This is a genomic window from Flavisolibacter ginsengisoli DSM 18119 (genome assembly GCF_900129295.1).
Classification (GTDB): domain Bacteria; phylum Bacteroidota; class Bacteroidia; order Chitinophagales; family Chitinophagaceae; genus Flavisolibacter; species Flavisolibacter ginsengisoli.
This window is the reverse complement of sequence record NZ_FQUU01000017.1, coordinates 25,216-42,457: the sequence shown is the minus strand read 5'-3', so window position 1 is coordinate 42,457 and position 17,242 is coordinate 25,216. Positions and strand designations below refer to the sequence as shown.

The following is a 17,242-nucleotide window of genomic DNA, read 5'->3' as shown; positions in this document are numbered from 1 at the left end:
TTACCCTGCCAGCTCCATTTCATTTCCATACTTTGGATGAAAATCATCATAGTTTTTTCTTCACCTCATCATCCCAATGAATAGATGCTTCTTCATAGAAATAGGGAATGGGTGAAAAATACCCTTGCCATCTATAACCTGCCGGAGCTTCCTTTTGATAAATTTCATTACCATCCGTTCCCTTTTTCAAAAAAAAGAGTGAAGAAAATAAAAAATAATTTTCTCCTTTCAGCCCATTCTCTTCGTTGTTTATTCCATGTATTTTATTGATGGCAACACCAAATGCAGGTGTATGCAATTTCATTATTAAAAAATCGTGATCGGCTGAAACATTGATGAACAGTGCATCTCAGGGGATTGCATGATTTTACCATTACATTAAGTTGAAAGAAATAGTATTCACCATTCATTGAAAATGCGCCTGCAAAAGGCCATTGCAAGCCGGGGCAATCCACAAAAGCATAAAAAAAATGTGAATAATTTTTACACTAAAATTTTTTAGTTAGAGAAAAATCTTTTTAATATTGTGTTGGGAATTTTATTCCCTTACTTACTAACCCATCTACATATTAGCTCCGCCTTCCGCGGGGCTTTTTGTTTATAGTATTTACAATACAGGATAGATGCGTACTTTCAATTAAAATAACTTTACTTTCTTCATAAAAAAATACTGCATGTTAAAATCAATGACCGGTTTTGGAAGAGCGGAACAAGCTGTTGGTGACAAGACCTTTTTAATCGACATCAAGTCCCTCAATGGAAAACAATTTGACCTGCAACTGAAAATGCCGGCCTTTCTCAAACCATTCGAATTTGATATCCGCAAGATACTTTCCGAGAAGCTGGGCCGCGGAACAGTTGATTGTTCCATCAACCTGAAAGAAACAGGAAATGCAAAACCTGTTACCATTAATACGGACCTGGCAAAAGCGTATTACAAACCACTGGCTGCCCTTTCCAAAGAATTGGGACTGGATACGGAAGGTATCCTGGCCACACTTATCAAACTCCCTGAAGTGATCACCCCTACCAGTGAAACGTTGAACGATGAAGAATGGAAACAATTCACTACCGCCATCGTAGCCGCCATAGATGACCTCAATGCTCACCGCGTTGAAGAAGGCAAATCCTTACAAAAAGACCTGCAACTGCGCATAGATAATATCCTTGTGCAACAATCGGAAGTAGAAAAGCTGGAACCCCTGCGCCAGGTAAAGATCAAGGAAGGCATCACCAAGCTGCTTGAAGAGAATGTGGGAAAAGAGAATTATGATGGCAACCGGCTGGAACAGGAGATCATCTATTATATAGAGAAGATAGACATCAGTGAAGAGCAGGTGCGACTGCGCAACCATTGCGACTACTTTTATGCCGTTATGAATGAACCCGAAGAATCCAAGGGCAAAAAACTTTCCTTCATCCTGCAGGAGATCGGTCGCGAGATCAATACCACCGGCGCCAAGGCCTACGACTCCACCATCCAGAAATGCGTGGTGTTGATGAAAGACGAGCTTGAAAAAGCAAAAGAACAGGTGTTGAATGTATTATGATTACTGCCCATTATAGAAAGCATTTAGATTTGTAACATGTTCTCCCAAAAAATGATGCGTTCCTTTTTAATAGTGCCACTACTGGTGGCTCTTTTTTCAATTTCATCCTGCACCTCCATAGACCTCTATGAAAAGACAGTGCCCATTCCCAACCATGCCTGGGATAGCAGGTTCAAGCCCCAGTTCAGATTCACCATTACAGATACTACGGTACCTTACCAGGTATATATCATTATACGGCATAATGACCGCTATAATTTTAATAATATATGGCTGAACCTGTACACCAAGGCACCTAATAGTCCTGCCCAAAAAGTGCAGTACGAACTACCGCTGGCGACAAAAGAAAAAGGTTGGCTGGGTAGTGCCATGGATGATATATATGAGCACCGCATCGCTATTACGCCGCAAAATCAAAAGCTATATTTCCAGCATAAAGGTGAATACATCTTTACTTTAGAGCATATCATGCGTGAAGATCCACTGCAACAGGTAATGGATGTAGGCCTGCGGCTGGAAAAGAAACCCTGATGACCATGGCCGATGAAAGCAAACGCAAACTGCAAATTACCACTGTTATCTACTGGGTGCTGCTGGTATATATCATAGCCGCATTGCTTTGGTGGGCACTCTCACTTCAAAAACAAAATGAAGAGATCTATCTTTTACAAAAACAACACCTGGTCACCCATTACAAAAATGCGCCCTTCTTCCAGGCCGAATTGCAAAAAATAGAACTCGAACGCAAAAGAGCCGTCTCGAAATTCATAGGAGAAGGCAGCACCTTTTTATTGCTGATACTGATCGGTGCTGTTTATATATATAGGTCTGTGCGCAGGCAGTTTCGCCTCCAGTTGCAGCAGCAGAATTTTGTAATGGCAGTCACCCATGAATTAAAGACACCCATAGCTGTTTCCCGGCTCAACCTGGAAACCTTGCTCAAATACCAGCTTGATGAACTGAAAAAGAATAAACTCCTGCATATGACCTTGCAGGAAACACTGCGCCTTGACACACTGATCAACAACATACTCATCTCCTCGCAGTTGGATGGCAACTCATATAAGTTATCAAAAGATGATATCAACTTTTCTGCATTGACCCATGATATGGTGCACCAGTTTTCCAACCGCTACCCCGACAGGCCTGTGCATACAGCTATTGAGGAAGAAGTGGAGATGGCGGGTGATCCACTGCTGTTAAAGCTGCTGGTAAGCAACCTGTTGGAAAATGCCAATAAATATTCTGCCCGCGATAAACCTATTTACGTGGAACTGGCCCGGGAGGATGGCAACATCAGGCTGCAGGTAAGGGATGAAGGTCCCGGCATTGCTGATGATGAAAAGAAGAATGTATTTGAAAAGTTTTACCGCATTGGCAGCGAGCAGACAAGAAGAACCCAGGGCACAGGACTGGGATTGTACCTCTGTAAAAAAATTGCAGCTGATCACGATGCCACTATACTGTTGAAAGATAATCAACCCCAAGGCAGTAATTTTATTGTTCAATTCCCGGCATAAAAAAACAAGCATGGCGAAAACATCCATATTATTAGTTGAAGACGAAGAGAACCTGCACGAAGCGCTCAAGATGAACCTTGAACTGGAAGGCTATGAAGTTACCTCAGCTTTCGATGGCATCCAGGCCATGAAGGCCGTACAAAATGAATACTTCGACCTGATCATTATGGACGTCATGATTCCGGAGATCGATGGTTTTAATGTGACCCAAAACATCCGGCTTACCAATACAGAAGTGCCTATTCTTATTTTAAGTGCCAAAGACACCAGCGAGGACCGTGTGATGGGTTTGCGTAAGGGCGCAGATGATTACCTCACCAAGCCTTTCAACCTGGAAGAATTATTACTAAGGGTGCAAAAGCTCATTCGGAAGAATAAACAATTGCAAGATAAATCCACCGTTGGCGATACCTATACTTTTGGAGGGCATACCATTGACTTCAAGGGACAGGAAGCCATCACCGCCTCGGGCGAAAAGCTTCCGCTAAGTAAAAAAGAAGCGATGCTGTTAAAACTGTTGATTGAAAATAAAAATGAAGTGGTGCCCCGTGAAAAGATACTCCAGTCGGTATGGGGTTATAATGTATACCCCACCACCCGCACCATCGACAACTTCATTCTCAATTTCCGCAAATACTTTGAAGATGACAGCCGCAATCCAAAGCATTTCCATTCGGTTAGAGGGGTAGGCTATAAGTATAGTGAGTAGTGAAGCTTGCCGCAAAGCCACAAAGGCACTAAGCAACACGAAGGGGAAAGAGTTGACAGGTTAAAAAGTTGAAATGTTGACATTGAGCGCCAGTTAAAATAAACAAGTAATAACATAATACCTTATTGGCAACTCCATCCAAACCGTTTCCACTTCAACGTAACCCAAAAACTGATCGAACCTGCAGCCTGGTCCAGCGCCTCATTGCGGAAATTCGATTACTGAAACCATAATAGTCCGAAGCCTACTGTCCGCAATTCAGCGCCTTTAGTTTCTGCGCATAGCACGTGATTGAGCTTGCATACTCTACATACACGTAGTGAAGTAAAACACTCTAAAGGAATGACTGTATTTAAAATGATTGTTGCAACCAGTAGTTATGGTTGTTGTGCGCTGGCCCGGCAATACCCAGCGGAGCTATTGGGTTTGCCTAGACTTTTTGGTTCCTTTTGGGGTGCCAAAAGGAACTCGCCGAAGGCAAAATAAAAAATAAAATACTCTCAATAATTATCCAATCTGTTAACCAAAGAAAAAGACTACTAAGTTAAGCAGCCTACCTATCCACCCTTGCGTAATCACTATCTAAGAGGACAAAGAGCTATTCGCAAAGGTTCGCAGAGATAAGGGCAAGACACTTTAGCTTCATTCCCTGCCTCGCTCTCTTCTCTGTCGTCGAAAATAATAAAAACCGCTATCGTTCACCCACAAAGTTGTCATCCTGAGGAACGAAGGATCTGTGGTAGCCACTTAGGTAACCTTTATATTATTGTAGTCTATACGACCTAAAACAAAAAGAATGTACACGTTTCTATTTATCCATGCTCACCACCCCTATCACACAAAACGCCGCTCACAGTGCAATCCAAAGATCCTTCGTGCCTCAGGATGACAAAAAATCATTATTTACACTTTGCAGTCCGTACTAATTTCAAAAGTTTTAAGATTTGATACATTGAGCAGATTAATACATAAATCAACCAGTGAATACAATAAGCCTGCAACCACTCACTCTTTGACTGCATGTTGCTAAGAATGGAGTGACAATCCCGCCACATGCAGAGTCTGTAGCAAAAGCATAAGCGACCAATGGAATAATTAAACCTGTAAGAACTAAACGTCTTTCAACATAAACCAAAAAACTGATCTAACCTGCACACCCGTCCAGCGCCTAATTGCGGAAATTCCATTACTAAAACCTCAATAGTCCGAAGCTACCGTCCGCAATTCAGTGCCTCCGCCTCTACGCATAAAAGATCATTGTGCGGTGGCCTGCGCTTCCCTTGCGGAGTCCCGCAATGGCGGGAGGAAGCGTGTCCTTTTGCCTGCTTTTGGGGCACCTGCGAAGCTCTCATCAAGACCAAAATAAAACTACAGATACCTTGATAATGCCAAAAGGAACTCGCCGAAGGCAACCAACAACACACAAGTAATCAATATGAATCCAACTAAAAAATATCCTCCAACTCCTTCAACGCAGTCACCACATACGTCGCCTTCACCCCTTCATCCACCGCACCGGTAAAATTCACATGTATCGCATCCATCCCCGCATTCAGCGCCCCCGCCACATCTATCTCCAGGCTATCTCCTATCATGATGCTTTCTTCTGCTACAGCCCCTGCCCTTCCCAGAGCATAATCAAAGATCTCCTTCTCCGGCTTCAGGCTATTAGAGCCCTCCGAGGTGATCACCTCGCGGAAGAAAGGCGAAAGCCCGCTGTACTTTAATTTGCTGTGTTGCGTCTCCTCAAATCCATTGGTGATCAGGTGAAGCTGGTAACCCTTATCCAACAGGTACTGCAATACTTCTTTGGTATGAGGAAAAAGAATGGTGCGCCCGGGCAACAACTGCAGGAACAATTCATTGAGCTGCTGCGCCAGTGCTTCATCTGCTATTTTAAAATCCAGGAGCGTCAGCCACATGCGCTTGAGACGCAGTTCCTCCTGCTTGATGTATCCATTCCGGTAGCGGGCCCAGAGCTTTTCATTATGCACCAGGTAGTTTTTATAAAAAAGATCAAAATCATGAATGCCTTTGCCCGGCAGGTCCAGGTCTATATGCAGTTGTTGCAGCGTGGCCCTTGCATTGGCATCAAAATCCCACAAGGTATGGTCAAGGTCAAAGAACAGGTGTTTATACTTCATGTATCGTTTAGAAAATAGAGAATTAGATTTGTAAAGAAAGATTTCAAAAATACAGAACAAAATGAATGCTGTCATTACAGGAGCCTCAAGGGGAATAGGAAAGGAAGTGGCCAGGATCTTTGCACTGCATGGATATGATCTCTACCTCTGTTCGCAAAACGAAGAAAGCCTGCTGAAGACCATTGAAGAACTGGAGATGCTGTATCCCAATATCAGTATCAATGGGCAGGCCCTTGACCTGGGCAAGAAACAAAATGCCCAACTTTTTGCTGAATGGCTGCTCAACCAGGCAGGCGCGGTAGATGTGCTGGTCAATAATGTAGGCACCTTCATCCAGGGCAATGTGAGTGATGAACCAGACGGTGCACTGGAAAAAATGCTGGAGGTGAACCTTTATAGCGCTTACCATACCACCAGGGCCTTATTGCCGCGCATGATAGCTGCCGAGCAGGGACATATATTCAACATTTGCTCCATTGCTTCGCTGGCAGCTTATCCCGGCGGAGGCGCCTACAGCATCAGCAAATATGCACTATTGGGCTTCACCAAAAACCTGAGGCAGGAAATGAAATTCCATGGCATCAAGGTTACCGCCGTGATACCTGGTGCAGTATATACCGATTCCTGGAAAGGCAGCGGTGTGCCACATGAGCGGATCATGGAAGCCCAGGATATTGCCAAACTCATTTACAATGCCACGCAGTTATCGCCGCAGGCAGTGGTGGAAGAGATCGTGGTGCGCCCGCAAATGGGCGATCTCTGACCATTTACAAAACTGTAAGTCCATTCCACCCTTCCATGAAAAGCCTCAACGAGCATTCTTTATATTCAAGGCCATGAAATGTACGATGATCATTTTATTGCTGCTGCCCTTTTGCTGTTTTGCACAAAGGGTGCAGTTGATCGTGCCTGGTCAGCCTGTGATCGTAGGCTCGGCCTTCCAGGTGCAGTATGTCGTTACCAATCCATCGGAATTACTGGAAGCATCGCAACCTTCCTTTGATAGCTGCCAGGTCATCAGCGGGCCCAATGTGTACCGGGGCGATGCCATGATAGATGGAAAAATGCAACCCATAGAGAACATCACCTATACCCTCCAGCCCAAAACAGTGGGTGTACTGAGGATAGGCGCTATAACGGTTATGTATAAGGGTGGCGGGCAGGTGGTAAGCTCTAATGGAGGAGTTACGGCTGTGCCCCCACCCAAGGCAAGCTTCAGCACTTCTTCCAGCTATACCGATGTCAACCTGTATGCCCCTTCCAAAACAGTGGACCGCCAGCAACTGGTGGACCAGAACTTGTTTATTAAAACAACAGTCGACAAGCGCAATTGCTACGAAGGTGAGCCCGTGGTGGCCAGCTTCACGCTTTACTCACGCTTACAGTCTACATCTGAGGCTGAAAAGTCACCTTCTTTTTATGGCTTCAGCGTAGTAGATGTACTGGACATCAACCAGGCGCATATGGGCGTGGAAAAAATAAACGGTAACGTCTTTAATACATCCATCCTGCGCAAAGTGCAGCTCTATCCTGTGCAGGCTGGAAAGCTGACCATAGATCAACTTTATGTTGATAATGAAGTGGAATTTGTTGACAGCCTCACCGGTGGCCGTACAACAGTTGACAAGGAGCTGATCACGGAACCCATAACCATCAACGTGAAACCCCTGCCTGCCACCAGGCCAGAGGGCTTCACTGGTGGTGTAGGAAATTTCACCATTGAAGCCCGGTTAGATCATCCGCAGTTGCAGCAGCATGCCCAGGGAAAGCTGCTGATCACCATCAGGGGTAATGGCAATTTCATCCAGTTTGGCCAGCCGGTAGTACATTGGCCTGCTGGCATCGAACCCTTTGAGCCGGTCATTACAGAGAAGCTGGCAAAGGAAAAGATCCCGATAGAGGGAATGCGCCAGTATGAATTTGGCTTTGCCGTCGATTCTGCCGGCAACTATGCGCTGCCGCCGGTGAGCTTTTCATTTTTCAACCCACAAAAGGAAAGCTTTGTTGAGGTACACACAGATACATTGAACCTCCAGGTAACACCCCGGACCATTCGCTCTTATGTGAGCCAGCTACGCAAACGCACTTCCTCTCCGTATATATGGTTACCCATTGTATTACTCTTCCTTGCCAGTTCAGCCTTCGTATGGTATCGCTACAAAGCTGCCAGGCAAAAGAAACAGAATGTCCAGCCATCTCCAGCCATCATTTTCCGGCAACAACTAGATCAACTCGAAACAGCGAGTCTCACAGGAAAAGAAAAGCTTATTGAGTTGCAAAAGATCCTATCTAGTTTCCTTGGCCAGGAACATGCTTCAATTACACCCGAAAAAAGAAGAGATGCCCAATCATTGCTCACAGCCTGCCAGGCCGCCATCTATTCCAGCGGCGATGAAGAAATGGAAAGCAAAGAATGGATTGCCAGGGCAAGAGAGTTGAGTCGGGAGTAGAGAGGCCACAAAGACACTAAGGCTCAAAGGAACACGAAGGAAGGGTTGATAAGTTAACAAGTTGAAATGTTGACAGGGTAGAGCTAATCAAAATAGCAGATCTATATTTCTCCTTGTGTAATTAGTTTCGCAGAGAACGCGAAGATTTTCGCAAAGGGTCGCAGAGATAAATGCAAGACATTATACACCTCTGCCATCATCCCCGAAAAATGAAGTCTATCTTAATAAATAAAACAACTCACTCCTCCTGCTTGTTATAACACATACATGTTCATCTAACAAACCAGAAACAAAAAACCAAAAACAAGAAACCTATTCTCAATTGCTCTTGTTGGCGTCCCCGCCAACGAGTAATCTCATTCACATCCCTGGCTTTAATCCTGCTTGCAATACGACATGCATGTTCGACCTAAACAAACCAGAAACAAAAAACCAAAAACAAGAAACCTATTCTCCAAAGGAGAATAATATCCTTATTCCCGCATTCGCGCTCAGGGGCAACGGCACCCGCCGCGTATCATGCAATAACGGCGAAGGATAATCAGAAGCAGGCAATGTGGTCCTCACATCACCATATAAAAAAATACCGGCAGCCAGTGGATACTCCGCACCCATGCCAAGATCAAGCGTCAGTCTTTTAAAATCATCCGTACCAATAGCAGGAGCAGGCGACAAAGTATATAATGAAGTATCAACAGGTGTCAGCAATTCATTCACCACCCTGGTGAACATCAATCCAAAGCCAATGGCGCCATAAATATTCCAATCGTTCTCCACATCATAGCCGCCCTTAAAATAATGCTTCAGTCCCAGCGACACCTGGCGAAAACGCCATTTGCCTTTCACATCATACGACAGCTTTTGCGGCACAGTAAAGGAAGAATCGGCGGTAGCAGTAAAGCGGTTGGTAAAAGCGCCCTGTGTATGATAATTGAGCCAGGCATAGCCGGAGTTCTTTTTAGAGAAATGAAAGTCAGACTCCACCCCCTGCCCAAAAGCCCAGAACTTTTGATGCGGACTAAAATTGCGCAACAGCGAAATATCAGTAGCAATACTAAACCGCACCTGTGCAAAAGCAGCCTGGCATACAAATATGGCCAGTCCTATAACAATGATCCTTTTCTTCAAACCTTTTGATTGTGCTGTAATATTAAGGAGAAATTGCAGTGAACAGCTACTTGCCATCTGAATCAGTTAAACTCGTTTCCATTAGGTCCATTACCACGGGCAGTAAAATCGCTTGTAATGTAATGAATAGAATCCCTTTAAAATCAACTTTCATTAAAAGCATTCTTCAAATTTGGTGTGCAATTACATTAACCCTAATACATCAGCCCTTTCTTTTATTAATGATATATATTGACCCTGCAAATCCTTATCTATAAAACTTACTGGTATAAAGTCAAACCAACGCGGTATGGTGGTCCTGAATTTATTATATATATTTTCAACAGACCTCTCCTCCAAAAGTTTGACCGCAATTACAAAGGCATCGAAATCCTTTTTCTGCAACTTTCTTTTTTTACCATTTAAGTTTAATGCCAATTCTTCATTATCACCTTCCGTCACCAGGCTGGATGGGATCATATCATAAGCCGGTGATAACATATATCCTATCCCTGGTCTTTTGATAAGGGAAAAATTTTTAAGATGCATGTCTGCATTACCGGTCAAAAAAGAGAATACCACCTGCTCAAAAAAATCAATCATATCCAGCCCGGGATTTATTGAATATTTGATGATAGCCTTTGCTATCTGTTCATAAGATCCCTTGTATTTATTTTCCGTCAGTCTTTCTGTTAACTGGCACATATCCTCCATGTGTATCTTTTCACTCCTAACCCTGTCAATTCTCTTTGTAATGTATGCCAGGATTCCACTTTGCATCCTGATCAGGGAATGCGGGACGGTGGCAATACCTGACAATGCAGCCAGGTGCATGGTAAGATCCTCTAATTGTGGCAACTGGGGATAAGCAGAGGTAGGAGGTTTTAAAATATACCCACCCCAAAGACCTACAATAGTAAAACGTTTAGGTTCCATTTTACCAATATGCCTGCCGGTCTTTTCTATGTCCAGAGAAAGCTTTGGCTGTACGCCGGTTACGGCAACATGACTTTTAATTACCTGCTTTCCAAGTTCAAGCATTTGCTTTTCATCATAAGGAAGCCGGGGAGGCACCCTGGTTCCAAATATTTTTCTACTGCAGTCAGGATGAAAATCTACCAGGCCATTTTCCAATTCATTATAGCAATACAGGCACCGCATCAGGCTTCCTCTGTTTTGACTCCAACAATGCTTACTGCTCCTATGCAATCCGTACAACAAACCATTAATAAACCCATTCTATCCCTTTCATCAAGTTTCCAGTTTTTTTCGGCAACTTCCAAAAGCCATCCTTCAGGTATCAGTCCATCAAAAAAGGAAAACATGCTTTCACTGGTAAATGGAACATGAGATAATGGAAGCGTAAGACTCACAGCTTCTGCGTTAGGATTTTGCAGGTAATTGATATCATAGATAAAATGGTATCCTTCATCTGTTTCAGAAAGATAGCCAGCCAAATGATCGAACATGAAAACATTAGCTATTCTCATCTGTCAGTTTTTGACGATCCATAGGTACAGGTCCCATTTCGTGCCCGAATAACCGCAGCACCTGGTTCACTTTATCCATGCGAACCGATGTTTTACCCTGTTCTAATTCTCTAATAAATCTAAGTCCTACACCAGCCTTAGAAGCTAGCTCAGGCTGCGTTAGATTGGCACTCTTTCTTTTTTGCTTGAGAAAATCCCTCAATGTCAACATTTGCTCCATATTTATACCCCTTCGGGTATGAATTTACTAAATATTATTCATTTATACCCTTTTAGGTATAAAATTAATAATTTGGTATAAATTATACCCTATCAGGTATACGTAATCTCAAACCTCGACTTTGTTGGAATGCTCTAACGTAGGTGGATCCTTGTCTACCTTGCAACCTGTTAACTTTTCAACCTCTTTCTCCCTTCTTCATCATTCAATATTCCTTGTTCGATATTCTGCGGTTCTCTTTCTATCCTGACTATAGACTCCAGACTTCCGACTCCCGACTCTCTTCCTCCTTGTCAACATTTCAACCTTTCAACTTTTCAACTTTTCAACCTTTCAACCTTTCAACCACTCAACCCAGTTTCCTTATTTTTACCCTTTACTAAACCCACGCTATGCAGCACGGCACTACCATTGAATCAATAGAGATCTATAAATTATACCTGCCCCTCAAAGAGCCCTTTGTCATTTCCCTTGGTCCCATCCACGACGTACAGAATGTTGTTGTCATCATCCGCACGCATGACGGCTGTGCCGGGTATGGCGAATGCAGTCCCTACATGACCATCAATGGAGAAAGCATCGACACCTGCTTCATCGTGGGCCAGTACTTTGCCAAGGTGCTCAAGGGAAAGAATGCCCTGGATATTGCCGGCTGCATGGAGATCATGGACCGCACCATCTATGGCAATACCAGCATCAAAAGCGCCTTTGATATTGCTATACATGATATTGCCGCCCAGCACTCCGGGGTGCCCCTCTACCAGTTTTTGGGAGGAAAGAAAGACAGGATCCTGGAGACAGACATGACTGTGAGCATAGGCGATCCGCAGAAGATGAAGGAAGATGCCATGCGCTTCCAGAGTGCAGGCTTTCCCGCCATCAAGGTGAAGCTGGGAGAAGCAAAGGATATTGATGTAGCCCGCATCAAGGCCATCCGCGAAGGCATTGGCAATGACCACCCCCTGCGCATTGATGCCAACCAGGGCTGGAGCACGGCCGACAATGCCATTGAAGTGTTGCAGGCACTGGCACCCTATAATATAGAACACTGCGAAGAGCCCATTGCGCGCTACCGTTTCATGGAACTGCCTCGCGTATCCGCAGCCTCACCTATTCCTATTATGGCCGATGAAAGCTGTGGAGACGACCACGATGCCGAACGGCTGATCGCCATAGGCGCCTGCACCATGATCAATATTAAATTGGGTAAATCATCCGGATTTTATAAGGGGTTGAAGATAGCACAACTCGGTGCAGCCGCAGGACTACACATGCAGGTAGGAGGGTTCATGGAATCACGGTTGGGCATGACCGCAGCAGCGCACCTGGCCCTGGCCAATGACCATATCTATCATTGCGATTTCGACACACCCCTCATGTACACCGAAGACCCTGTGATCGGGGGCATACAATACCTGGATAAGGGAGTCATTGACACACCTGAAGTTCCCGGCCTGGGGGCGGTGATTGATGACGCTTATTTAAAGGATACCGAAAAGGTGATTATATAATAGGATCGTCAACTGGCTGGAAGTACACGGTACCCACCAGTTGCTTTTCGTAATAAATGGTGCTTTCACCCAGCCTGTTTAAAATGCGGAAAGTTTTCCTTTCTTTCCAGCTTGGTACATGTCCCAGGAATTGAACGATCCTTTCCTCTATCAGCCTTGTCCTTTCCAGGGTCATCTGCAATAAAATGTTAGCGTCCGACATAGCAATATTGTTTAGGATTTCCAATTAATGAATATCAGCAATCATTTTCGTAGCGTAAGGATGAGTATTTAAAGGGGGGATAATTCTATCAGTGCAATAAATTTAGTCTTTTTTACCCGCAAGCAAAAATTTTGATAAAACCAAGGTTTCAGATGTTCAGAAAAGGTTGATACCTGACTCCTTGAAATAATTAGTCCATGTTACCACCTCATTGATGAGTAGCGATTTTATTATCACACAAAGTCCTGGAAAACAATTCCTTAATTCGAAATACAACTTTAATTTTTTATTTATCCAATATGTCAAAGAACTATTCCCAATTTACTAATTTTTTTAGCAATAGCCAAATGCGGGCAGGACAAAATTTAAGGTTAAAAGGAAAATAACTTTACTTAAAAAATGGATAACAATTTCAACGCATATGCTTCACCGTGACCCAAAAGCAAGTCAACAAAAAATTGATCAAAATTTTAAGACTTATAAAAAATAATGGAAGCGCTCCTATTGACTGCTCACCAGCGCTACATAATAACGCCGATCTAATGCAGTTCAAAGATCCTTCGTGCCTGCCAATGACTAAGAATCATTGTTTATAATTGGCAGTCAGTCCTAATTTTAAAAGTTTACGTAAATCTTTGTATAGTATGACTGCTATCTCTCTCTTCTCTGTTGTCGAAAATAATACGGACTGCTATCCTTCTCCCACAAGCTTGTCATCCTGAGGCACGAAGGATCTGTGGGGAATGTTTAGGCGGCCGTTAAAACTTTAAAGCCAATTTGACCTTCTTAATAAATAAACGTAGCGCCTCTCAAATAATGATTAGCTCCAAGGGTCTTACAGAACAAACACGACTCTTAAAGTGTAGTCCAAAGATCCTTCGTGTCTCAGGATGATCCAGCCATTCGTCGGGACAAGCAAGGACAACAACCAGGCTTACACTTTGCAGTCAAAACTGTGAGCAAGTCAAATAGCCACTAATGAATATCCTTCTACCCGAACGAAATGAAAAAACACTTCGACCCTTCAGCCTCGTCCAGCGCCTCATTGCGGAAATTCGATTAGTGAAACCATAGTAGGCCGAAGCCCGGAGAGAGCAAGTCAAAAGTCAAAATTTAAAAGTAAAAACTGTAAACGGAATGCCGTCTGCACTATTTAAACCGCTTCGAATTCACGCACCGCAAAAACACTTCGATCTTTTAGCCTCGTCCAGCGCCTCATTGCGGGTATTCGATTACACTGCCGCTCATAGGCCGAAGCACACCGTCCGCAATTCAGCGCCTCCAAACTCTCCGCATAGCACGTATTCGAACTTCAGACTGTAACTACTTGTAGTGAAGTAAACATGCTCAAGGAATGACTGTATTCAAAATGCATCAAGCAACCAGTAGTTTTGACTGTTGTGCGCTGGCTTCCTTGCGGTAGCGGAGCTATACCGGCAAGGTGCCCTTTTTTTTGGTTCTTTTTTTTGGGCAAACAAAAAAAACGAACAAAGGCCGAAGGCAACAACATTACCCACCTAACAATATCCCCCTCTGGCAAGCTCAAAATGTGCGGAGAAACCGAAGTCCCCCTTTGCAAAAGGGGGAAAGCAGGCTCTCTGCAAATCAAACAGGTCTTAAAGGGGGATTTCATCAACAACCTTCATCTTCTCTGCTACTCTTAGCGCTATTTGCGCAACAAGGATCACAGAAATGAGGACAAGACACTTACACTTTGCCAAATAAAAAAAGCCGCCAACGGCAGCCATCATCATTTTCTATTACACCAAAGTCTTTCTATTAAAGCGTAATTCAACCACACCAGGGTTCCAAGGTGTAGCGTCTTTCTTCTCAATATTCTATATCCTAAGAAAGGATTGCAATTAAACAGCTTCTCCCACCTAACGAACAAGAAACCAAAAACTATAAACAATAAACTATCCTAAAATACAGATTGCTTCGTTCCTCGCAATGATCCCGCCATTCGTCGGGACAGGCAAATTCAGATTGTGTTACTACTTTGAATGGTTTCTTTTAGTAAAAACTGCATCGAAATAAAGCCTCTTCCACCAAAAAAACCAGAAACAAAAACCATAAACCAGGAACTTTCTTAAACCTAACTGCAACATATAGGGTTTCTTCCACCTAAAAAACCAGAAACAATAAACCATAAACAAGAAACTGCCAATCCCGGGGTCCCCCTGCCCAACTCACAAGACCCAGGAGGGTAGACCCCAGGTGTAGTGTCTTCCTTTTAAACCTTTTCTGTTCTAGCTAAAACTAACTGCAACCTATAGGGTATATTCTACCTAAAGAACCAGAAACCATAAACCAGAAACCCTTAGTGTTCCTGGTGCCTTTCGGTGTCGTTCTGCCGCTGTGGTTCTTCTCGCCCTCGTCCACCGTAGCTTTAGCGTAGGTGGATCCTTGTCAACCTGTCAACCTGTTAACTTGTCAACTGGTTGTTCAAAAATCATGATAAAAATTCTCCAGCGCCGTCTTCACCCCCACACTAAAAAACCCTTCCCGCTGCGAACGCAGATCATTAACCCTCGACCGCTGCCCCAGCTCCACCTCCACCCGCAGGTTCATCGCCGGGTTCACCACCCATCCCGCCTGCAGGCGGTTATACATCAATGACGTTTTTTCTCCCTGCAGGGTATAGCTGCCCAACTGCGGCACACCAGCCTCACCACCCCAAAGGTTGTTGCCATAAAGAATACCATTCACATCCTCACCAATCAATGCCAGGGTGCTATGAAACAATCCATACCAACGCCCATGGCTATACGAAAGCTGGTTCACCAGTTCATGGAAGTTGGCGCCCAGCGGGTGCGCCAGCGCCTGGTTGTAGTGGGTATAGTTCTGCGCTATCTTTCTATGACCATAGCTATATGGCCGCACAGTATTGTATTCCAGGCGGTAGTTTAGTCCCGCAATCTTAAAGAGGTCCTTTGTCCACAGCCCCAGCTGTATGCCATACTTATTATTCAGGTGCTGCTTGCCGCTGCTGCGGGTGGCACCGAAATTAAAATCATCCAGCATCAACTGGGAGTAGAGAAAGGTATGGCCACTTACCTGGTACTTACCACTGAAGCCAAACATCGAATTGTCTGGCGAGCCTACAGAGAATTCCACCGGCCGCAGGAAGAGCACCGGGTTGAGGTACTGCAGCTCAAAGCCGCGGCCCGTGCTGTCACTGCCCTGCCAGAGCACATTCTCAAAAAATCCCAGCTCCAGCTTGCGGCCCACGCGGATACTGGCAAAGTGGGTGGTGGCAAACTTGCGCTGGTAGGTATCTCCCACGCGGTTGCGCAGGTTCAGGTACTGGTTGTATAAAACGGTATAGTGTATGCGCCAGAACTGCGCGTTCAGTCGAAGGTAGGGATAGGAGAAGGCATTGTCCGACAGCAGCAGGCTGCGATAGCCATCGCCGATGAAGTTTTTGCCATAGCCAAGCATGGCATTGAAATGGGTGGAAGGCACAAAGGCCACCACGGCCTGCGACTGTGAGTAGTCAAAGCCTTTCTGCCCGAAGTTGCGGGCCATGCCGCTGCCCGGCACCACGTAGCCATTGTTGCGCACTGCCGAATCTATATAGCGGGGAAAGCGCGCCTGGTTTTCCACGAAGGAGGTCCTGAAAAAGAATTTATCACCCACGGTACCTTCCAGCCTGATGCCGCGGGAGCTCTGGTAGGTAGCCTCGTTGCGGCCGCTGCTCTTACCCAGTGATAGGTCAATTATAGGATCCACGAACAGGTGCACCCCTTCCTCGTGCACTTCCAGCAGGTGACCATTCAGCAGGCGACTGCCAAAGGAGCGTTTAGGTGGTGGCACCCTGTCCCAACCCTTTAACAACCATCCTTCAGCGTCTATCCTTTCCTGTGGCACCGAGGATACCATCATCGGTTTCATAGCCGTAAACCGCACCGTATCACCTCCTGAAAGGCTATTTACTTCGTTGGTGTACCAATGACCCAACGGCACCAGTTGGGCGGAGGATTGGAAGTTTGACAACAAGCCAATGAGTACAATGAAAGAGATTCTTTGCCGCAAAGGCGCAAAGGCGCGAAGGAACGCAAAGGTTGACAAGTTGAAAAGTTGACTGGTTGACAAGGAAAATGTAGGATTCAAGGATGAAGGATTTAAGAGTTTAAGTTTAGTAGGACGAATTTATTTCAGGTGAATTATGCGTTTACTCATTGAACAAAATCCCCCTCTGGCAAGCTCAAAATGTGCGACAAGTCCGCCCTCCCCCTTTTAAGGGGGAAAGCAGGCACTCCGCAAATCAAACACGTCCTAAGGGGGATTTCGTTTGAAAATCAAATGCCTTGAGCAACTGTTCTCATCTGGCAATTTT

15 protein-coding genes are annotated in these 17,242 nt (G+C 44.7%); 7 read left to right on the top strand and 8 right to left on the bottom strand.

Going from position 1 to position 17,242, the window contains the following annotated elements; translation table 11 throughout:
• Positions 1-46: 46 nt before the first annotated feature.
• Positions 47-304, bottom strand: a complete 258-nt coding sequence (locus BUA53_RS16755; RefSeq protein WP_072836550.1) for a hypothetical protein — start codon at positions 302-304, stop codon at positions 47-49.
• Positions 305-674: 370 nt separating this feature from the next.
• Between BUA53_RS16755 and BUA53_RS16750 the strand changes: the two genes are divergently transcribed.
• The 4 genes from BUA53_RS16750 to BUA53_RS16735 are packed head-to-tail and all read left to right on the top strand — an operon-like array spanning position 675 to position 3,779.
• Positions 675-1,550, top strand: a complete 876-nt coding sequence (locus BUA53_RS16750) for a YicC/YloC family endoribonuclease (RefSeq protein ID WP_084080203.1) — start codon at positions 675-677, stop codon at positions 1,548-1,550.
• Between the two features lie 36 nt (positions 1,551-1,586).
• Positions 1,587-2,081: a gliding motility lipoprotein GldH gene (locus BUA53_RS16745; protein ID WP_084080201.1), complete on the top strand. Its 495-nt coding sequence runs from the start codon at positions 1,587-1,589 to the stop codon at positions 2,079-2,081.
• Between the two features lie 5 nt (positions 2,082-2,086).
• Positions 2,087-3,070: a sensor histidine kinase gene (locus BUA53_RS16740; RefSeq protein ID WP_072836599.1), complete on the top strand. Its 984-nt coding sequence runs from the start codon at positions 2,087-2,089 to the stop codon at positions 3,068-3,070.
• Between the two features lie 10 nt (positions 3,071-3,080).
• On the top strand, positions 3,081-3,779 hold the full coding sequence (locus BUA53_RS16735) for a response regulator transcription factor (protein ID WP_072836548.1): 699 nt from the start codon (positions 3,081-3,083) through the stop codon (positions 3,777-3,779).
• Between the two features lie 1,445 nt (positions 3,780-5,224).
• Here BUA53_RS16735 and BUA53_RS16730 read toward each other — a convergent pair.
• Positions 5,225-5,923 (bottom strand): YjjG family noncanonical pyrimidine nucleotidase, encoded by a 699-nt coding sequence (locus tag BUA53_RS16730; RefSeq protein ID WP_072836547.1) that lies wholly within the window; start codon positions 5,921-5,923, stop codon positions 5,225-5,227.
• Positions 5,924-5,984: 61 nt separating this feature from the next.
• Between BUA53_RS16730 and BUA53_RS16725 the strand changes: the two genes are divergently transcribed.
• Both BUA53_RS16725 and BUA53_RS16720 read left to right on the top strand, forming a co-directional pair.
• On the top strand, positions 5,985-6,686 hold the full coding sequence (locus tag BUA53_RS16725) for an SDR family NAD(P)-dependent oxidoreductase (protein WP_072836546.1): 702 nt from the start codon (positions 5,985-5,987) through the stop codon (positions 6,684-6,686).
• Between the two features lie 73 nt (positions 6,687-6,759).
• Positions 6,760-8,373: a BatD family protein gene (locus BUA53_RS16720; protein ID WP_175546102.1), complete on the top strand. Its 1,614-nt coding sequence runs from the start codon at positions 6,760-6,762 to the stop codon at positions 8,371-8,373.
• Positions 8,374-8,820: 447 nt separating this feature from the next.
• Here the strand turns inward: BUA53_RS16720 and BUA53_RS16715 are convergent, their stop codons facing one another.
• The 4 genes from BUA53_RS16715 to BUA53_RS16700 all read right to left on the bottom strand — a co-directional run bounded on the left by BUA53_RS16715 (position 8,821) and on the right by BUA53_RS16700 (position 11,190).
• Positions 8,821-9,558, bottom strand: coding sequence for an outer membrane beta-barrel protein (locus tag BUA53_RS16715; RefSeq protein WP_072836544.1), 738 nt, complete (start codon positions 9,556-9,558; stop codon positions 8,821-8,823).
• A gap of 126 nt (positions 9,559-9,684) precedes the next feature.
• Positions 9,685-10,641, bottom strand: coding sequence for a HipA domain-containing protein (locus BUA53_RS16710; RefSeq protein ID WP_072836543.1), 957 nt, complete (start codon positions 10,639-10,641; stop codon positions 9,685-9,687).
• On the bottom strand, positions 10,641-10,970 hold the full coding sequence (locus BUA53_RS16705; RefSeq protein ID WP_072836542.1) for a HipA N-terminal domain-containing protein: 330 nt from the start codon (positions 10,968-10,970) through the stop codon (positions 10,641-10,643). Before BUA53_RS16705 ends, BUA53_RS16710 begins: the two co-directional genes overlap by 1 nt.
• On the bottom strand, positions 10,957-11,190 hold the full coding sequence (locus tag BUA53_RS16700) for a helix-turn-helix transcriptional regulator (protein WP_217653018.1): 234 nt from the start codon (positions 11,188-11,190) through the stop codon (positions 10,957-10,959). The genes BUA53_RS16705 and BUA53_RS16700 overlap by 14 nt, the downstream gene beginning before the upstream one ends.
• Positions 11,191-11,582: 392 nt before the next feature.
• Here BUA53_RS16700 and BUA53_RS16695 point away from each other — a divergent pair, with 392 nt between their 5' ends.
• A complete protein-coding gene (locus BUA53_RS16695) occupies positions 11,583-12,701 on the top strand; it encodes a mandelate racemase/muconate lactonizing enzyme family protein (protein WP_072836541.1) in 1,119 nt (372 codons plus the stop codon).
• Here the strand turns inward: BUA53_RS16695 and BUA53_RS16690 are convergent.
• Together BUA53_RS16690 and BUA53_RS16685 are read right to left on the bottom strand one after the other, a co-directional pair.
• Positions 12,694-12,903, bottom strand: a complete 210-nt coding sequence (locus BUA53_RS16690) for a hypothetical protein (protein WP_072836540.1) — start codon at positions 12,901-12,903, stop codon at positions 12,694-12,696. The two genes, BUA53_RS16695 and BUA53_RS16690, sit on opposite strands and share 8 nt — an antisense overlap.
• 2,445 nt (positions 12,904-15,348) lie before the next feature.
• Complete coding sequence (locus BUA53_RS16685; protein WP_139256473.1) at positions 15,349-17,016, bottom strand: hypothetical protein; 1,668 nt, start codon at positions 17,014-17,016, stop codon at positions 15,349-15,351.
• Positions 17,017-17,242 lie beyond the last annotated feature (226 nt).